18 protein-coding genes and 1 pseudogene are annotated in these 15,075 nt (G+C 70.8%); 12 read left to right on the top strand and 7 right to left on the bottom strand.

Features of this window, described 5'->3' with window-relative positions; genetic code table 11:
- Positions 1 to 1,719: a hypothetical protein gene (locus tag CLT74_RS06965; protein WP_099845808.1), complete on the top strand. Its 1,719-nt coding sequence runs from the start codon at positions 1 to 3 to the stop codon at positions 1,717 to 1,719.
- Positions 1,716 to 2,081, top strand: coding sequence for a hypothetical protein (locus CLT74_RS06960; protein WP_099845807.1), 366 nt, complete (start codon positions 1,716 to 1,718; stop codon positions 2,079 to 2,081). Before CLT74_RS06965 ends, CLT74_RS06960 begins: the two co-directional genes overlap by 4 nt.
- 54 nt (positions 2,082 to 2,135) lie before the next feature.
- Here CLT74_RS06960 and CLT74_RS06955 read toward each other — a convergent pair whose 3' ends face one another.
- Positions 2,136 to 2,915, bottom strand: a complete 780-nt coding sequence (locus CLT74_RS06955; protein WP_099845806.1) for a lysophospholipid acyltransferase family protein — start codon at positions 2,913 to 2,915, stop codon at positions 2,136 to 2,138.
- Positions 2,916 to 3,092: 177 nt separating this feature from the next.
- Between CLT74_RS06955 and CLT74_RS06950 the strand changes: the two genes are divergently transcribed.
- Together CLT74_RS06950 and cydB are read left to right on the top strand one after the other, a co-directional pair.
- On the top strand, positions 3,093 to 4,505 hold the full coding sequence (locus tag CLT74_RS06950) for a cytochrome ubiquinol oxidase subunit I (RefSeq protein ID WP_099845805.1): 1,413 nt from the start codon (positions 3,093 to 3,095) through the stop codon (positions 4,503 to 4,505).
- Positions 4,506 to 4,520: 15 nt separating this feature from the next.
- Positions 4,521 to 5,519 (top strand): cytochrome d ubiquinol oxidase subunit II, encoded by a 999-nt coding sequence (gene cydB, locus CLT74_RS06945; RefSeq protein WP_099845804.1) that lies wholly within the window; start codon positions 4,521 to 4,523, stop codon positions 5,517 to 5,519.
- 19 nt (positions 5,520 to 5,538) lie between these two features.
- On the opposite strand, the gene CLT74_RS06940 is transcribed toward cydB, so the two are convergent.
- Positions 5,539 to 5,976, bottom strand: coding sequence for a hypothetical protein (locus CLT74_RS06940; protein ID WP_099845803.1), 438 nt, complete (start codon positions 5,974 to 5,976; stop codon positions 5,539 to 5,541).
- A 91-nt stretch (positions 5,977 to 6,067) separates the two neighbouring features.
- Here CLT74_RS06940 and CLT74_RS06935 point away from each other — a divergent pair, with 91 nt between their 5' ends.
- From CLT74_RS06935 to CLT74_RS06925, 3 genes are all read left to right on the top strand, one after another.
- Entirely contained in the window at positions 6,068 to 6,451 is a 384-nt protein-coding gene (locus CLT74_RS06935; RefSeq protein WP_486582078.1) for a MarR family winged helix-turn-helix transcriptional regulator, read from the top strand.
- Positions 6,452 to 6,527: 76 nt separating this feature from the next.
- Positions 6,528 to 6,995, top strand: a complete 468-nt coding sequence (locus tag CLT74_RS06930) for an OsmC family protein (protein WP_099845802.1) — start codon at positions 6,528 to 6,530, stop codon at positions 6,993 to 6,995.
- 55 nt (positions 6,996 to 7,050) lie between these two features.
- Entirely contained in the window at positions 7,051 to 8,217 is a 1,167-nt protein-coding gene (locus tag CLT74_RS06925; RefSeq protein ID WP_099845801.1) for a GNAT family N-acetyltransferase, read from the top strand.
- Between the two features lie 72 nt (positions 8,218 to 8,289).
- Here CLT74_RS06925 and CLT74_RS06920 read toward each other — a convergent pair whose 3' ends face one another.
- Both CLT74_RS06920 and CLT74_RS06915 read right to left on the bottom strand, forming a co-directional pair.
- Complete coding sequence (locus tag CLT74_RS06920; RefSeq protein WP_099845800.1) at positions 8,290 to 9,018, bottom strand: hypothetical protein; 729 nt, start codon at positions 9,016 to 9,018, stop codon at positions 8,290 to 8,292.
- Positions 9,019 to 9,090: 72 nt separating this feature from the next.
- Positions 9,091 to 9,552 (bottom strand): peroxiredoxin, encoded by a 462-nt coding sequence (locus CLT74_RS06915; protein WP_486582077.1) that lies wholly within the window; start codon positions 9,550 to 9,552, stop codon positions 9,091 to 9,093.
- A gap of 142 nt (positions 9,553 to 9,694) precedes the next feature.
- Here CLT74_RS06915 and CLT74_RS06910 point away from each other — a divergent pair, with 142 nt between their 5' ends.
- The 3 genes from CLT74_RS06910 (at position 9,695) to CLT74_RS30410 (ending at position 11,356) form a co-directional block, all read left to right on the top strand.
- On the top strand, positions 9,695 to 10,423 hold the full coding sequence (locus CLT74_RS06910; protein WP_099845798.1) for an SDR family oxidoreductase: 729 nt from the start codon (positions 9,695 to 9,697) through the stop codon (positions 10,421 to 10,423).
- 8 nt (positions 10,424 to 10,431) lie between these two features.
- Positions 10,432 to 11,022, top strand: coding sequence for a GNAT family N-acetyltransferase (locus tag CLT74_RS06905; RefSeq protein WP_099845797.1), 591 nt, complete (start codon positions 10,432 to 10,434; stop codon positions 11,020 to 11,022).
- 166 nt (positions 11,023 to 11,188) lie between these two features.
- The gene (locus tag CLT74_RS30410; RefSeq protein ID WP_158240222.1) at positions 11,189 to 11,356 is read left to right on the top strand and encodes a hypothetical protein; all 168 of its coding nucleotides are present in this window, start codon (positions 11,189 to 11,191) and stop codon (positions 11,354 to 11,356) included.
- Positions 11,357 to 11,386: 30 nt separating this feature from the next.
- Here the strand turns inward: CLT74_RS30410 and CLT74_RS06900 are convergent, their stop codons facing one another.
- On the bottom strand, positions 11,387 to 12,145 hold the full coding sequence (locus tag CLT74_RS06900; protein WP_099845796.1) for a hypothetical protein: 759 nt from the start codon (positions 12,143 to 12,145) through the stop codon (positions 11,387 to 11,389).
- 138 nt (positions 12,146 to 12,283) lie between these two features.
- Positions 12,284 to 12,844 carry a cysteine hydrolase family protein gene (locus CLT74_RS06895; RefSeq protein ID WP_099845795.1) on the bottom strand — a complete coding sequence of 187 codons (561 nt, stop codon included), beginning with the start codon at positions 12,842 to 12,844 and terminating at the stop codon, positions 12,284 to 12,286.
- A gap of 112 nt (positions 12,845 to 12,956) precedes the next feature.
- On the opposite strand from CLT74_RS06895, the gene CLT74_RS06890 reads away from it, so the two are divergent.
- Both CLT74_RS06890 and CLT74_RS31175 read left to right on the top strand, forming a co-directional pair.
- Entirely contained in the window at positions 12,957 to 13,955 is a 999-nt protein-coding gene (locus tag CLT74_RS06890) for a tyrosine-type recombinase/integrase (protein WP_099845794.1), read from the top strand.
- Positions 13,956 to 13,963: 8 nt separating this feature from the next.
- Positions 13,964 to 14,089: pseudogene (locus tag CLT74_RS31175) on the top strand (bifunctional 5,10-methylenetetrahydrofolate dehydrogenase/5,10-methenyltetrahydrofolate cyclohydrolase); the annotation flags it as partial.
- A 46-nt stretch (positions 14,090 to 14,135) separates the two neighbouring features.
- On the opposite strand, the gene CLT74_RS06880 reads toward CLT74_RS31175, so the two are convergent.
- Positions 14,136 to 15,011, bottom strand: coding sequence for a winged helix-turn-helix transcriptional regulator (locus tag CLT74_RS06880; RefSeq protein WP_099845793.1), 876 nt, complete (start codon positions 15,009 to 15,011; stop codon positions 14,136 to 14,138).
- Positions 15,012 to 15,075 lie beyond the last annotated feature (64 nt).

The following is a 15,075-nucleotide window of genomic DNA, read 5'->3' as shown; positions in this document are numbered from 1 at the left end:
ATGGTGATCCGGCAGGTCACTCCCGAGGTGTCGACGGCGAACCCGGCGGACGTCACAAGCGAGGCGACCCGATACCTGTGCGTGGCGGCCCACACCGACGACACGTTCGCCGACTCGGCCCTGGCCGAGGTCTTCGACGACGAACTGCGGGCGGTGGCACCCTCGGTCGGATTCGACCTGAGCACCGTGCTGCGGCACTGCCTGGAGGCACGCCAGCGACGCATCCGCCGCGACGCCGGCCTGCTGATCGCCGGAGGTCTGGCCCTGCTGCTGGCGCCGCTGTGGACGCTGTTGGCCGCGGCAGTGCTGGCGATCAGCATGTCGCTGTCCCGGGCGAACCGGCAGGGCCCGCTCGGTCCGCTCGCCTCGGTGCTGGCCCTCGTGGCAGCCACCGTGGTGTCGCTGTGGCTGCTGATCCAGTTCGCCGGGGTCGACACCGACGACGAGGGCACGCTCAGCTGGACGGTCGGCCTGCCGTGGCTGGCGCTGGTGGCCGGCCTTGTCGCGTACCTCATCCTCGTGCTGCACCTGTTGGGTATCCGTCAGCTGCTTGTGGAGCGGCTGCGCCGTGGTCACTTCCAGCCCTCGGCGTCCGACACCAGCCCGGTGCCGCGGCGCCACGCCGCACGTCTGGCGGCTGTCGACACGGCGCAGCACGGCAACGTGACGATCTACAGCGGGTACACCCCGTTCGTCGGGCACGGCGCCCCGGTGGCCGGCTGGTCGTTCGCCCTGCCGATCCACCGGGCCGAGCCGCAGCTGTCCGGATCGCCGAGCGCCGACGCCGACGCCGACGCCGCCGTACGGTTCGCCGTGGTGGACCTGATCGACCATGTACGGCACCGGCTGGCGGCGATCCGGCTCGACCCGGCCGGCGATCCGGAGCTGAATCCGGAACGGCTCGCGGGGCTGGTGCTGGAGGACCGTGTCTTCGTCCACGGCGGTCTGCTGACCGACGATCCGCTGCTGCTGCCCGAGCGCAGCCAGATGCCCCGACAACACTGGACCGACGAGCGGCTGCGGGCGGTGGCCAGCCGGCCGCAGGGCGCCGCCCGGCATTTCCTGTGCGCCCTGGTGCCGTCCTGGGGCGGCGAGGTGGTGGCCTGCACGTTCCTGCACTTCTCCACCGACGGTCGGGTGCTCTACCTGGAGTGCGCCCGGACCTTGCTGGAACCGCCCCGCATCGAGTACCACGACGTGGACCGGTTGACCGAGTGGATCCCGGTGCGCCAGTTCGTCCAGTTGTTCACCGGCGCCGCCGAGCAGTTGGTACCCACCGCCTTCGGTGCGCCGCTGCGCCTGGTACGCGACGGCGTCCAGGTGTTGCGTCACCAGATCCGGCAGTCGCGGTTCCGTCGGATGGCCCGTGAGGATCTCGGCTACGACTACGGTGCCCGCGCCGGGGTGCGGGAAATGGCCACCGGGACCACCTACCACAACTACTTCCAGGTGCTCGACGCGGCGAAGCATCTCAAGGTGGTCGAGCGGCACGTGCTGGCGGCCATCGTCGACTTCCTGGAGGACCGGGGCGTGGACACCGCCGAGTTCCGTACCCGGCAGACGATGATCCTGAATCAGGGCGTGATCCAGACCGGTGGCCTCAGCGTCGTCGGCAACCAGGCGGTGGGTACCGGGGCCCGGGCGGAGCAGCAGACCACCACAGAGCAGCCGTCGCCGCAGGGCACGGCCCGCCGATCCGGCACCGGGAGGCCGTCATGACCACGTCCGACAACTCGATCAACTTCGGCATCCAGCAGTCGGGTGGGGTGAGCCAGGTCGGCAACCAGGCGGTGGGCCCGGCAGCGCACGCGGTAGGTGGGACGCTGTGGGCGACGGCACCGGGAGTGGACGTGCCGGCGCTGGTGGCCGAACTGGTGCGGACCCTCGACCGGCACCGTGACGAGTTGCCGGAGTCGGCTCGGGCGGTGGCCGCCGAACTGCGCGTCCAGTTGGCCCGCCCGGATCCGGAACCGGCCCGGGTGACCGCGCTGTTGCAGCGGCTGGCGGCGCTGGCCGCCCCGGTGGCACCTGTGGCCTCGGCGGTGACCGAGGTGTTGCGGGCGGTGCAGCAGGCAACCTGAGAGCCTGTTTGAGGAGGCTCGCTACGGGCGAGCCTCCTCAAACACACTCTGGGCTCAGCCGGCGGCGGGACGGCGTCGATGCGCGCGGGTGGTGTCGACCGGCCGGCTCGGGTCGACGTGGCGGGGAATGTCGGGTTCGTCCGGCCGCAGCGGCGCGAGGGTGTCGGTGAGCGCGTCGATGATCCGGTCGGTGGCCAGCCGGGCCGCGCCGGGCACGGCGCGGGGCACGTCGGCCAGGTCGACCGGGTCACCGAAGTGCACCCGTACGGTGGGGCGGTGCAACAGCGCCCGGGCGATGCCACGCGGCATCCCCTTGGGTGCGCTGTAGGGCAGCACCTCGTGTGAGCCCCACTGGGCGACCGGGATGACCGGCGCGCCGCAGGCCAGGGCGAGTCTCGCGGCACCGGTCTTGCCGCGTTCGGGCCACATGCCCGGGTCGAGGCCGATGCGCCCCTCCGGGTAGACCAGGATCGGCGCGCCGGCGCCGACCGCGGCGGCGGCGTCGTCCAGGGCCCGGTGTACGCCGCTGGTGCCCCGGTCGACGCGGATGTGCCCGGCGCTGCGCATCGCGGCGCCGATCAGCGGGGCGCGGAACAGTCCGCCGGTGGCCATGATCCTGGGTGCCACCCGGCGGGCCCGGCAGGCGGCGGCGAGCACGATCGGGTCGAACGGGCTGATGTGGTTGGCGGCCAGGATCAGCGGCCCGTCGCGCAGCCGGGCCGGGATGTCGCCGGTGACCTCCAGCCGGGCCAGCATCCCGACGACGACGCGGGCCAGCAGCAGTGCGACGCGCCAGATCAGCGGCGGACGCCAGGGGGAGTGGGCTGCTTCCATCAGCGGGACATGGTCGCACGGCGGGTGCCGACCGTGGCGGCCAGGGCGGGCCGTACGGCAGAGGTGAGCAGGGTCATTGGTCCCGGTCCGGTTCGGGCCGCCCGCCTCTGCCCACCCACGTACGACGCGCTGTAGTATTTACTACGTCTTGTAGTATGAATAGCCTGGGGGTCGCAGGTGGACGCGTTGGACGTCGCCCGCTGGCAGTTCGGTGTCACCACCGTCTACCACTTTCTCTTCGTACCGCTGACCATCGGCCTGTCCGTGCTGGTCGCCATCCTCCAGACCCTCTGGCACCGCACCGGGGACGAGAAGTACCTCAAGCTCACCAAGTTCTACGGCAAACTCTTCCTGATCAACTTCGCCATGGGCGTGGTCACCGGCATCGTGCAGGAATTCCAGTTCGGCATGAACTGGAGCGACTACTCCCGCTTCGTCGGCGACATCTTCGGCGCGCCCCTGGCCATCGAGGCCCTCGTCGCGTTCTTCCTCGAATCCACATTCATCGGCCTGTGGATCTTCGGCTGGGACCGGCTACCCGCCCGCCTGCACCTGGCCAGCATCTGGGCCGCCGCCATCGGCACCAACCTGTCGGCCTACTTCATCCTCGCCGCGAACTCGTTCATGCAGAATCCGGTCGGCTACCGCTACAACCCGGACACCGGCCGGGCCGAACTGACCGACTTCGTCGCCGTGCTGACAAACAAGGTCGCCCTGATCACCTTCCCGCACACCATCGCCGGCGCCTTCCTGGTCGCCGGGTCACTGCTGGTGGCCGTCGCCCTGTGGCACCTCATCCGCAACCGCGACAGCGCCGACACCCCCGCCTACCGCTTCGCCGCCCGCTTCGGATCCTGGGTCACCCTGGTCTCCGCCGCAGTCGTCGTCATCACCGGCGACATCCAAGGCAAGATCATGACGCAGGTGCAGCCGATGAAGATGGCCGCCGCCGAAGGGCTCTACTCCACCGAGAGCCCCGCGTCGTTCTCCGTCCTGACCATCGGCAGCCTCGACGGCAGCCGGGAGCTGTTCGCCCTCAAGATCCCGTACCTGCTGTCCTACCTCGGCACCGGCGACCCCAACGGCACCGTACAGGGCATCAACGACCTCCAGGCCCTCTACAGCGCCCAGTACGGCGCCGGCAGTTACACCCCGATCATCCCGGTCACCTACTGGAGCTTCCGACTGATGATCGGCTTCGGGCTCGCCGCCGCCGCCATCGCCCTGCTGGTGCTCTGGAGCCAACGCAAGGGCCGCACCCCCACCAGCAGGTGGCTGCTGCGCGCCGGCCTGGCCATGCCGATCCTGCCGCTGCTGGCCAACTCCTTCGGCTGGATCTTCACCGAGATGGGCCGCCAGCCCTGGATCGTCTTCGGCGAGATGCTCACCCGCGACGGCGTGTCCCGCAGCGTCTCCCTGACCGAGGTCCTCACCTCCTTCACCGCCTTCACCCTCATCTACGCCGTCCTCGCCGTCATCGAGGTGAAGCTGCTGATCCGCTACGCCAAGGCCGGCGTACCCGACGTCACCCCGGCCCCCGAACCCGACGACACCGACGACGCCGAGCGCCCGCTCGCCTTCGCCTACTGAGCCCGGAGCCCCACAGTGGAACTGACCACCATCTGGTTTCTCCTCGTCGCCGTGCTGTTCACCGGCTACTTCATCCTGGAGGGCTTCGACTTCGGCGTCGGCATGCTGCTGCCGGTACTCGGCCGCGACGACAGGGAACGCCGCGTAATGATCAACACCATCGGGCCGGTCTGGGACGGCAACGAGGTCTGGCTGATCACCGCCGGCGGCGCCATGTTCGCCGCCTTCCCCGAGTGGTACGCCACCCTCTTCTCCGGCTTCTACCTGCCCCTGCTGCTCATCCTGCTGGCCCTGATCGCCCGGGGCGTCGCCTTCGAGTACCGCCACAAGCGACCCGAGGCGACCTGGAAACGCCGCTGGGACAACGCCATCTTCTTCGGCTCCCTCGTGCCGGCGATCCTGTGGGGCGTCGCCTTCGCCAACATCCTGCGCGGCGTGCCCCTGGACGCCGACCACGAGTACGTCGGCGGACTGCTCAACCTGCTCAACCCGTACGCCCTGCTCGGTGGCGCGACCACCGCGGCGCTGTTCGCCACCCACGGGGCCGTCTTCGTCGCCCTCAAGACCGTCGGCGACATCCGCGCCCGGGCCGCCGCGCTCGCCGTGCGCCTGGGTGTGGCCGCGGCGGTCCTCGCCGTGGCCTTCCTGAGCTGGACCCTGACCATCCGCTCCAGCACCGCCGCCGTCGTGCTCGCCGTCGGCGCCGCGCTCGCCCTGCTCGGCGGTCTCGCGGCCGCCACCGTACGCCGTGAGGGCTGGGCGTTCACCGGCACCGCCGCCGCGATCGGGCTGGCCGTGGCCACCCTGTTCGCCGCGCTGTTCCCGAACGTGCTGCCCTCCACGCTGGACCCCGCCGGCACGCTCACCGCCACCAACGCCGCCTCCACCCCCTACACCCTCACGATCATGACCTGGGTGGCGGTGTTCTTCACCCCGATCGTGCTGGCCTACCAGGGCTGGACGTACTGGGTGTTCCGCAAGCGCATCGGCGTGGCCCACATCCCGCAGCACTGACGAGCGAACGACATCCCGGTCAGGCCGCCGCCAGGGCCTGCTCGGCGCGGCGGCGCACCACGTCCAGCACCCGCGCCGCCGCCGCCAGGTCGTCGGCGGAAAGATCAGCCCACAGCCGGGCCCCGATCTCGGCGGAAGCCGCGGCGACCAGCTGCTGCGTGTGCCGTCCGGTCGGGGTCAGCGCGACCCGGGAGGCGTCGGTGGGCAGCGGCGCCACAAGCGTCGCCGCGATCAGCTCGGCAAGCGTGCCCTGCGCCGTCGCGGCCGGCACCCGCACCGCCTCGACCAGCCGGCGGGCGGCCTCGGCCCGGGGGAGCGGGGCATCGGCGGCGGCCAGCGCGTTGAGCAGCAGCGCCTGCGCGAAACTCAGCCCGAGCCGGCTCAGTTCCCGCTCCAGCACCGCCCGGGTGGCGTAGTGGGTCCGGCCGAGGATCTGCCCGTTGAGGGTGGTGGACATGACAACCCCTTTGCATTGGCGCAACCAACGTTGGCTGGACCAACTTAGCATGGGTCGTGGGTGCCGCCAACAAAACGCGTACAGTCACCACATGGAGCACCCCAGCACCCCCACACCCAGCCGCCTGCGCACCACCCCCAGCTGGCTGCTCACCCAGACCGCCGCCCACGCCGGACGCCTCGTCACCGCCGCACTGAGCCCCCACCACGCCCGCGGCTACCACTACCGACTCCTGGCCACCCTCGCCGAAACCGGCCCCGCCAGCCAGGCCGACCTCGGCCGACACAGCGGCATCGACCGCAGCGACATCGTCGCCACCCTCAACGACCTCGCCGACCGCCACCTGATCCGCCGCCAACCCGACCCCACCGACCGACGCCGCAACATCGTCCACATCACACCCGCCGGCCAACGCGAACTCAGCAACCTCCAACACGCCCTCGACACCGCCCAGGACACCCTCCTCGCCCCCTGAACCCCACCGACCGCCACGAACTCGTCCGCCTGCTCGACCTCCTGCTCACCCACCACACCCAACCGAAAGGCTGACCATGGCCCGCACGCACCACTACGCCACCACCGTCACCTGGACCGGCAACCTCGGCACCGGCACAAGCGGCTACCGCGACTACCGACGCGAACACGACATCACCACCGACGGCCGCCCAGCCATCCCCGGCAGCTCCGACCCCACCTTCCACGGCGACCGCACCCGCTGGAACCCCGAACAACTCCTCCTCGCCGCCCTGTCCCAGTGCCACATGCTCGCCTACCTGCACCTGTGCGCCGACAAAGGCATCATCGTCACCGCCTACGTCGACCACGCCGCCGGCACCATGACCACCGACAACACCGGAAACGGCCACTTCACCGAGGTACTCCTGCGCCCCCACGTCACCATCGCCGACCCCACCACCGCCGACCTCGCCACCACACTGCACGACGACGCCCACCACACCTGCTTCATCGCCAACTCGGTCAACTTCCCGGTCCGCCACGACCCCGTCACCACCACCTGACCACCCGACCCACAAAACCGGTCGACCCCACCACCACGACCGCTATCGTCGGCCCGTGCCCGACGTGCGTGAACTCACCCCCGACGACCTGAACGACGCCTGGCAACTCGGCCGGCTCGCCTTCGGCTCCGACCCGCAACCACCCCCACCACCAGCCGCCACCGCCCGCACCGCCTACGGCGCCTTCGACCCCACCGGACACCTCATCGGTAAGGCCGTCGACCTGCACGACGAACAATGGTGGACGGGGCACCGGGTACCCGCCGCAGACATCGCCGGCGTCGCCGTCGCAGCCGAGGCACGCGGCACCGGAGTCGCCCGCGCCCTACTGACCACCCTGCTGCGCGGCGCCCGCGACCGCGGCGCCGCCATCAGCACGCTGTTCCCCACCACCGCCGCCCCCTACCGGGCCTGCGGCTGGGAGATCACCGGACAGCTACGCACCCTCGACCTGCCCACCGCGACCCTGCCCCGACACCGCACCGACCCACGGCTGACCGTCCGCACCGGCACCACCGCCGACCTGCCCGCCACCAGCGAGCTCTACCGGCGCGTCGCACACCACCGCAACGGCCTGCTCACCCGCACCCACCGCCGATTCACCGCCACCGACAACCTGCCCTACGACGGACTCACAGTCGTCGAACACGACGGACACCTGGTCGGCTACGCCGGCTGGGACCGAGGTCGCGGCTACGGCCCCGACGCCGTCCTCACCGTCGAAGACATCCTCGCCACCACCGCCGAGGCGGCCCGCACCCTCGTCGGCGTCCTCGCCAGCTGGTACAGCGTCACCCCGACCCTGCGACTGACCCCACTGCCCGGCGACACCATCAGCACCCACCTGCCCCTGGAACAGGCCCGCGAACACGAACGCCATGCCTGGATGCACCGACCCGTCGACATCGTCCGCGCCGTCGCCGCTCGCGGCTGGCCCACCCACACCCGCGGCCAGGTCACCTTCACCCTCACCGACGACCTCGCCGACTGGAACACCGGCACCTGGCACCTCACCGTCGCCGACGGCCACGCCGACCTACGCCCCAGCAGCACCGACGCCGACCTGCACCTGACCGTGCGCGGCTTCGCCCGCCTCTACACCGGCACCGCCACCGCCCGCACCCTCGCCGAAACCGGCCTGCTGCACCACAGCACACCCGACCCGAGCCCCCTGGACCTGCTCGCCGCCGGACCGACCGCCCACCTCATCGACTACTTCTGACAAACGGCTGTGGCCCGGCCGGCACCCGCGTGCCGAACCGGGCCACCGCTCAGGTCGCCACCAACGAAACCCTCAGCCCGCCTCGCGCAACTCCGCCAACCGGGCCTCGATCTCCGCCAACTCCGCCCGCAACTTCTCCGCCTGCCGCTCCGCCTCGGACCGCTCCGCCGCCAGAATCTGCTCCACCGCCTCATGCACCCCCGGCACATCCACCAACGCCACCATCCGCAGCGCCTCCGCCGGCTTGAGCACGTACGGCTTGGCCAACACCTTGCCGCCCTGCTGAGCCGCCACCGTCCACTCACCCTCGGCATAGGCCAACGTGACGGTCAACCCCGCCGGCCCCTTGGGTTTCGCCGCCTTCACCGCCCGCCGGGCCGGTTTCGCCTCCACCTTCGACTCCACCGTCTCCACCCTCGGCTCCTCTCCACGCGACTGCTCCTCCCGGCGCGGCACCTCGTCACCGCGCTGCTGCGGCACCCGGTCCAACACGAACTCCGGCTCCACCACCGCCGGCTCGACTGCCTCCGGCTCCGGCTTCGACTCCACCGGCCGCCGACCCGCACCCCGAGGCGCCACCGCCACATCAGTGGGGGAGAAGGGCAACTCGTCACGCCCGAACCGCACCACCACGAACTCGTCGGACTCCGCCGGATCGGTCAACCCCACCACCTGACCCAGCTGACCGGCGATTTGACCGGCCGCCGCCGTGAACACCACCTTCGGCTTACGCCCCGCGGCCAACGCCTCCCGGATGCCGCGCACCTCGTCCTCGGACAGTCCCTGACCAGCGGCACCCATCGCCCAACCTCATTCCTCGTACACCTGTTCAGACGCCTGCCTTGATACCAGCCACCAGCGACAACCCGAAGATCAGCCCCCCAACGCCCGCAACGCCCGATCAGCGTGATCGTTCATGCCCAGCTCACTGTGCACCACCTCGATCACCCGCCGATCCACCCCAATCACGAACGTCATCCGCCGCGTACTCAACGGACCCAACGGCAACCGCCGCCGCACCCCGAACCGGTCCGCCACCACACCATCCGGATCCGACAGCAACGGATAGTCGAACCCGTGCAGCCGCGAGAACTCCGCCTGCCGCTGCACCGAATCCCGGCTGACACCCACCCGCTGCGCACCCACCGCCGCGAACTCCGCCGCCAGGTCCCGGAAATGGCAACTCTCCGCCGTGCACCCCCGCGTCATCGCCGCCGGATAGAAGAACAACACCACAGGCCCCGACGCCAGCAACTCCGTCAACCGCCGTGGACGACCCGTCTCGTCCGGCAACTCGAAATCCTCGACCAGATCCCCGACACCGACACCAGCCACGCAAACCTCCCCACCGACACTGAGGCCGCGAGCGTATGCCATCGAACAACACCGGCAGTGCGCCCGACCACACCGCGCTACCCACCACCGGACCACCCCGGTAACGTCCCCGACACCGGCTCGGGGCAGGGGAGAGGCCACATTGGCAAACGTCACAGTCATCACCGGCGGTAGCCGCGGCATCGGCGCCGCCACCGCCCGCCGCCTCGCCCACACCGGCCAGCACATCGCACTCGGCTACCGCCGCGACCACGCCGCCGCCGACACCGTCGTGGCCGACCTGCGCGCCACCGGCGTACGCGCCATCGCCGTACCCGCCGACACCCGCGACCCCGACCAGGTCACCGCCCTGTTCGACGCCGCCGCCGAACTCGGCATCCTCACCGGCCTGGTCAACAACGCCGGCATCACCAGCCCGATCGGCCCCTTCACCGACCTCGACCCCGACGACCTGCGCCGCGTCATCGACGTCAACCTCATCGGCTACGTCCTCTGCGCCCAACAGGCCGCCCGCCGGATGACCGACGGCGCCGCCATCGTCAACCTCTCCTCAGTCGCCGCCACCCTCGGCAGCCCAGGGGAGTACGTCCACTACGCCGCCGTCAAAGCCGCCACCGACGCCCTCACCATCGGCCTGGCCAAGGAACTCGCCCCCCGAGGCATCCGCGTCAACGCCGTCGCACCCGGCATCATCCGCACCGACATCCACGCCCTCTCCGGCCAACCCGACCGACCCGACCGCGCCGCCAGCCGCATCCCACTCGGCCGCCCTGGCGAACCCGACGAGGTCGCCGCCGCCATCGCCTGGCTACTGAGCCCCGACGCCTCCTACACCACCGGCGCCATCCTCCGCGTCGGCGGCGGCCTCTGACCGCCCTCATGCCCCCGCTCGTACCACCAGCTCTGCCACCCGGCAGCCTGCACCGCCAGCGGCAACCCACAATCGACGCCGACCGTCTGCGCCTGCGCCCCTGGCACCCCGGCGACCAGCCCGCCGTCCTCGCCGGCTACGCCGACCCCACCATCCAACGCTGGCACTGCCGCACCATGACCGCCGACGAGGCCCACACCTGGCTCGTCTCCTGGCCACACCGCTGGCAGGCCGAAAGCGGCGCCGGCTGGGCCATCACCGACACCAGCGGAGTCCTCGGCCAGATCAGCCTCCGCCGGCTCGACCTCGCCAGCGGCATCGCCGAGGTCTCGTACTGGATCCTGCCGCACGCCCGCGGTCACCACACCGCCGCCCGCGCCCTCATCGCCCTCACCACCTGGTCGTTCGACACCGGCCTGCACCGCCTCGAACTGAACCACTCGACGGCCAATCCCGCCTCCTGCGCCGTCGCCCGACGCGCCGGCTACCCGGCCGAGGGGACCGCCCGCCGCGAAGGCCACCACGCCGACGGCTGGCACGACACCCACCGCCACGCCCGACTGCGCACCGACCCACCCGTCACCCACCACCCGGGGTGAAACCCCCACACCGCATCCACAAACGCAAGTAAACGCGGGACGGGAGAGGCACGCCGACGAACTCATCACCTTGGGGGAATGCGCACCGGCCCGGCGGGTAGCCCCACGAAAGCCGCCACCGTGCTCAGGGTGCCCGGCGGCTACCCGACGCAGGAGGGGAGCAGACATGCAGACCACCTACGACTCGGTGGACGACCTGGCCGCGGCGCTGCGCCGGGCGGCGTCCGCGCACGACCGCCACGAAAAGGACCTCGGCCACCCCGACCCCGACTGGCCGGACTGGTACGCCCGACACATGGTGGACGAGCGCGCCGGCCACGAACAGCACCGCTGAGCGTTGGACCGCCGGTACCCGTGCCCACCGTCAGGCAGGCCACGGCACCTCGTGGTACGTGATCCCCGAGGAGATGGTGACAACATGCTCGTGCCGCCGCAACGGACCATTCCGTAGCGCGTCGAAGTCGACCGTTCGCGCTTCGACGAAGACCGTCGGCCAGGTGAGATCCGGAACGGATTGACTGCTCAGGGGATCGCCGATCCGTGACCATTCGGCCTGCCCAGCCCAGTCCTGTGACCAGCCGACCTGAACAGTCCAACCCCGCCCGGGGACGAGGTAGCTCAACCCGGGCACGGGCAGCGGTAACCCGTCCTCGGTCTTACCGTTCGCCGCGTGGTACCTCTTGACCTCCTCGATAGTCGAGTCGGTTTCCGGCACCAGCCCGGCAGCCCTGGCGCGCCTGTCGACCTCCCGCAGCACCTTCAGCATGTCGCCGTCGGCCCCGAGGTACCTGGTCTCGGCGAGACCACAACTGATGCGGAACTGGTCGTGGGGCCACAGACCGTTCGTGTCGCCGGCATGGCAGATGTCCCGCGTCGCCACGGCGACCGGCCTGAGCGGCGACACCCGGGCCACGTCGGAGAGCAGGATGCTGAGCTGCTCCGCGCTCGACGCACTTGCCTGCCGGACCGCTGCCGATCGCGCCTCCCGGCTGGCTTCCTCGTGCGTGGGTGCGTCCGACCCGCAGGCCGCCAGCGTGAGCAGCAGAGCTGCGGCTGTCGCCGACGTGACCAGGTGACGAGGAGCCATGATGGCGAGGATGCTGGCCGCCGTCAGACGACGCATGAGTCGCCGTACTCATTTCGCCACGACTGCACCATCGCGAGCGGACCTGCCCCAGTTCGATAATGCACATTATGTAAAGTTGAGGTGGTGAGCCCCTGCCCCTGACCGCCTCGGGGCCTACCCCGTGAGGGTCGACGGTCAGTCGGTCGGACCGAAACTGACCTCGCTGGTCTCGACGGTCCCGGCCTGGCGACCGGGCGCCCGGTGGAAGCTCCAGTACAGGTTGGTGTGGGCGATCACCTGCTCCGGCGGCGGTGCGCCGTAGGCGGTCAGGTCTTCAGTGGTGTGCGCGTCGCCGACGAGCGTCGCGTCGTAGCCCCGCACGAACGCGCCGTGCAGAGTCGACCGGATGCACGCGTCGGTCTGCGCGCCTGTGACGATCAGCCGGCCCACGCCGCGCTCGGCGAGCACCGCCTCCAGGTCGGTGTCCTCGAACGAGTCGCCGTAGCGCTTGTGCACCAGCGCCTCGCCGTCCTCGCGGGCCAGCTCGGGTACGTACTGCCAGGCCTCGCTGCCCTGCGGGAGGCCGTCGTCGGAGTGCTGCACCCAGACGACAGGCGCGCCCTCGGCGCGGGCCTTGCCCAACAGAGTGTTGATGTTGGCGATGACACCGTCGCGGTTGTGGGCGCCCGTCACCACCCCGTTCTGCACGTCGATGACGAGCAGGGCCGTGTTGGGTCGCTCGGGCAGGGTCGTCATGGCACGCCTCCGGTGACGGTGAATTCGGTGATCGCACCGTAGCCCCGGCCCCTGACAGAAACGCTCCCCTCCCCTCGGGCACCGAACACGAAAATCATGCATAATATGCCTTATGCATTACAAACAGGACGAATCGGTAGTCGTACTGATCGAGGAGTTCCTGACCGACCGGGCGACCCGCAAGCCCTCCCCCCACACGCAGGCGGCCTACCGACGGGATCTGACAGCCGTCGCCGCGCTCGCCGCCGGACTGTCCGCCCCTCCCCTCCCCCTGGCCGACCTGCCGGTCGACGCGCTCTCCCCCAGGATGATGCGGGCGGCGTTCGCCCGATTCGCCGCCGGCCGGGCGGCCAGCTCCGTCGGTCGGGCCTGGTCGACCTGGAACGGCTTCTTCTCCTTCCTGGTCGCCGAGCAGGTGGTGTCCGGCAATCCGATGCCGGCCGTGGGACGTCCCCGCACTCCCCTGCCGACGCCGAAACCGCTGCGCGGTGAGGACACACCGGAGCACCTGCTCACCTCGGTCGCGCGGGCCGAGGGACGGCAGCGGGACCCGTGGCCGGAGCGGGACGTGGCGGTGCTGGCGTTGGCCCTGTGCGCGGGGCTGCGACTGTCGGAGCTGCTGGCGTTGCGGGTCGGTTCGCTCGGTGGCCGCCCCGGTGAGCGACGGCTGGAGGTGGTCGGCAAGGGTGGGCGTCCCCGGGTGCTGCCGGTCGAGCCGGATCTGGACGCGGTGCTGGCGAGCTATCTGGACAGTCGTGCCCGCCGCTTCGGCGCGCGTACGGTGCGGCAGGTGTCGCCGCTGCTTGTGGATCGTCAGGGTGAACCGCTGCGTCGGGGCGGTCTGCAGTACCTGGTGGAGTCCTGCTACCGGCGGGCCGGGATCGGTGACCGGGTGCCGCGTGGGGCGAGGTTGCACGCGTTGCGGCACACGTTCGCCACCCGGTTGGCCGAGGACGGTGCCGGGGCTGCGGAGATCATGCGGCTGTTGGGGCACGCGTCGTTGGCGTCGTCGCAGACGTACATCGAGGTGACCTCGGGGCAGCAGCGGGAGGCGGTGCGGGCCAACCGTACGAACCGGGCGTTGGCTGGGTTGTTCTCGGCTTCTGGTTGAGCTGGCCAGGTGATGACGCGGCCGGTGCTGGTTACATCCGGATCAAGTAGCGGCAGGCGGCGGAGCTGGGTTTCGCGTCGCCGCATGTGCGGTTGGCGGTGTCGGCGTCGCAGGCCGACGTGCACGCGGTGCTGGCGGGTTCAACTCCGATCCTGCTGCAACGCGTTGCGGGCGGCCCGGTCAGCGGCTGGTCTGGCGGACCAGTCGTAGGGCGTCGGTGACGGCGGTGGGGATGTCGGTGACCGGGTAGATCGCGGCGGTGATCGTCCGGGTGTGGTCGGCGACGAGGACGAGGCGTTTGAGGCGGGTCTGCTGGCCTGCGCGGAAGGTGGGTAGGCGCAGCGCGGCGGTCAGTCGCAGGTCGGTGTCGGAGAGCAGGGCGAACGGGATGGCTTCGGCGGCGGCGAAGGCGGCCTGTTCGTCGGGGCGTTGGGTGCTGATGCCGTGGACGGTGGCGCCGGCGGCGGTGAAGTCGTTCCACTGTTGGCGGAAGAGGCGGTTTTCCAGGGTGCAGCCGGCGGCGCCGGGGATGTCTGTCCAGTGTGGTGGTGTGGGGGTGGGGAGGCCGGTGCCGGGATAGGTGAACAGCACGGTGGTGGGGGTGGTGGCGACCGGGTCGGTGGGTGTGCGGTCGGTGGCGGTGAGGGTGACGTCGGCGGGTATCCGGGTGCCGACGAGGGTCTGGACGCGGGTGGCTTCGGCGCCGTCGGGATCGGTGGTGGCGGTGAGGTCGCCGTCGCCGAGTATCCATCGGTCGGCCCAGTCCTGCATGGTGACGAGGGTGGGTAGCAGGGCGCGACCACGGTCGGTGAGTACGTATTCGTGGCGGGGTGGGTGTTGCTGGTAGGGGCGGCGGGTGAGGACGTCGTGGTCGACCAGGTCGTGCAGGCGTTGGGTGAGGACTTTGCGGGAGACGCCGAGTTCGGTGACGAGTGTGTCGAAGCGGTGGTGGCCGCGGGCGATCTCGCGTAGCACGAGCAGGTTCCACCAGTCGCCGAGTACGGCGGCTGCCTGGGCGATGCCGCAGGTGTCGTCGGCGCGGCGGCGGTTGGTCATGGTCGGATCCTGCCTCAGTGGTGGGTGAGGGGTGTACGTGCCCACGCCCCCATAGTAAGTTCCC

It is taken from the genome of Verrucosispora sp. CNZ293, from assembly GCF_002754655.1.
The sequence above is the reverse complement of the archived record's forward strand: the minus strand, read 5'-3'. Positions and strand labels throughout refer to the sequence as shown.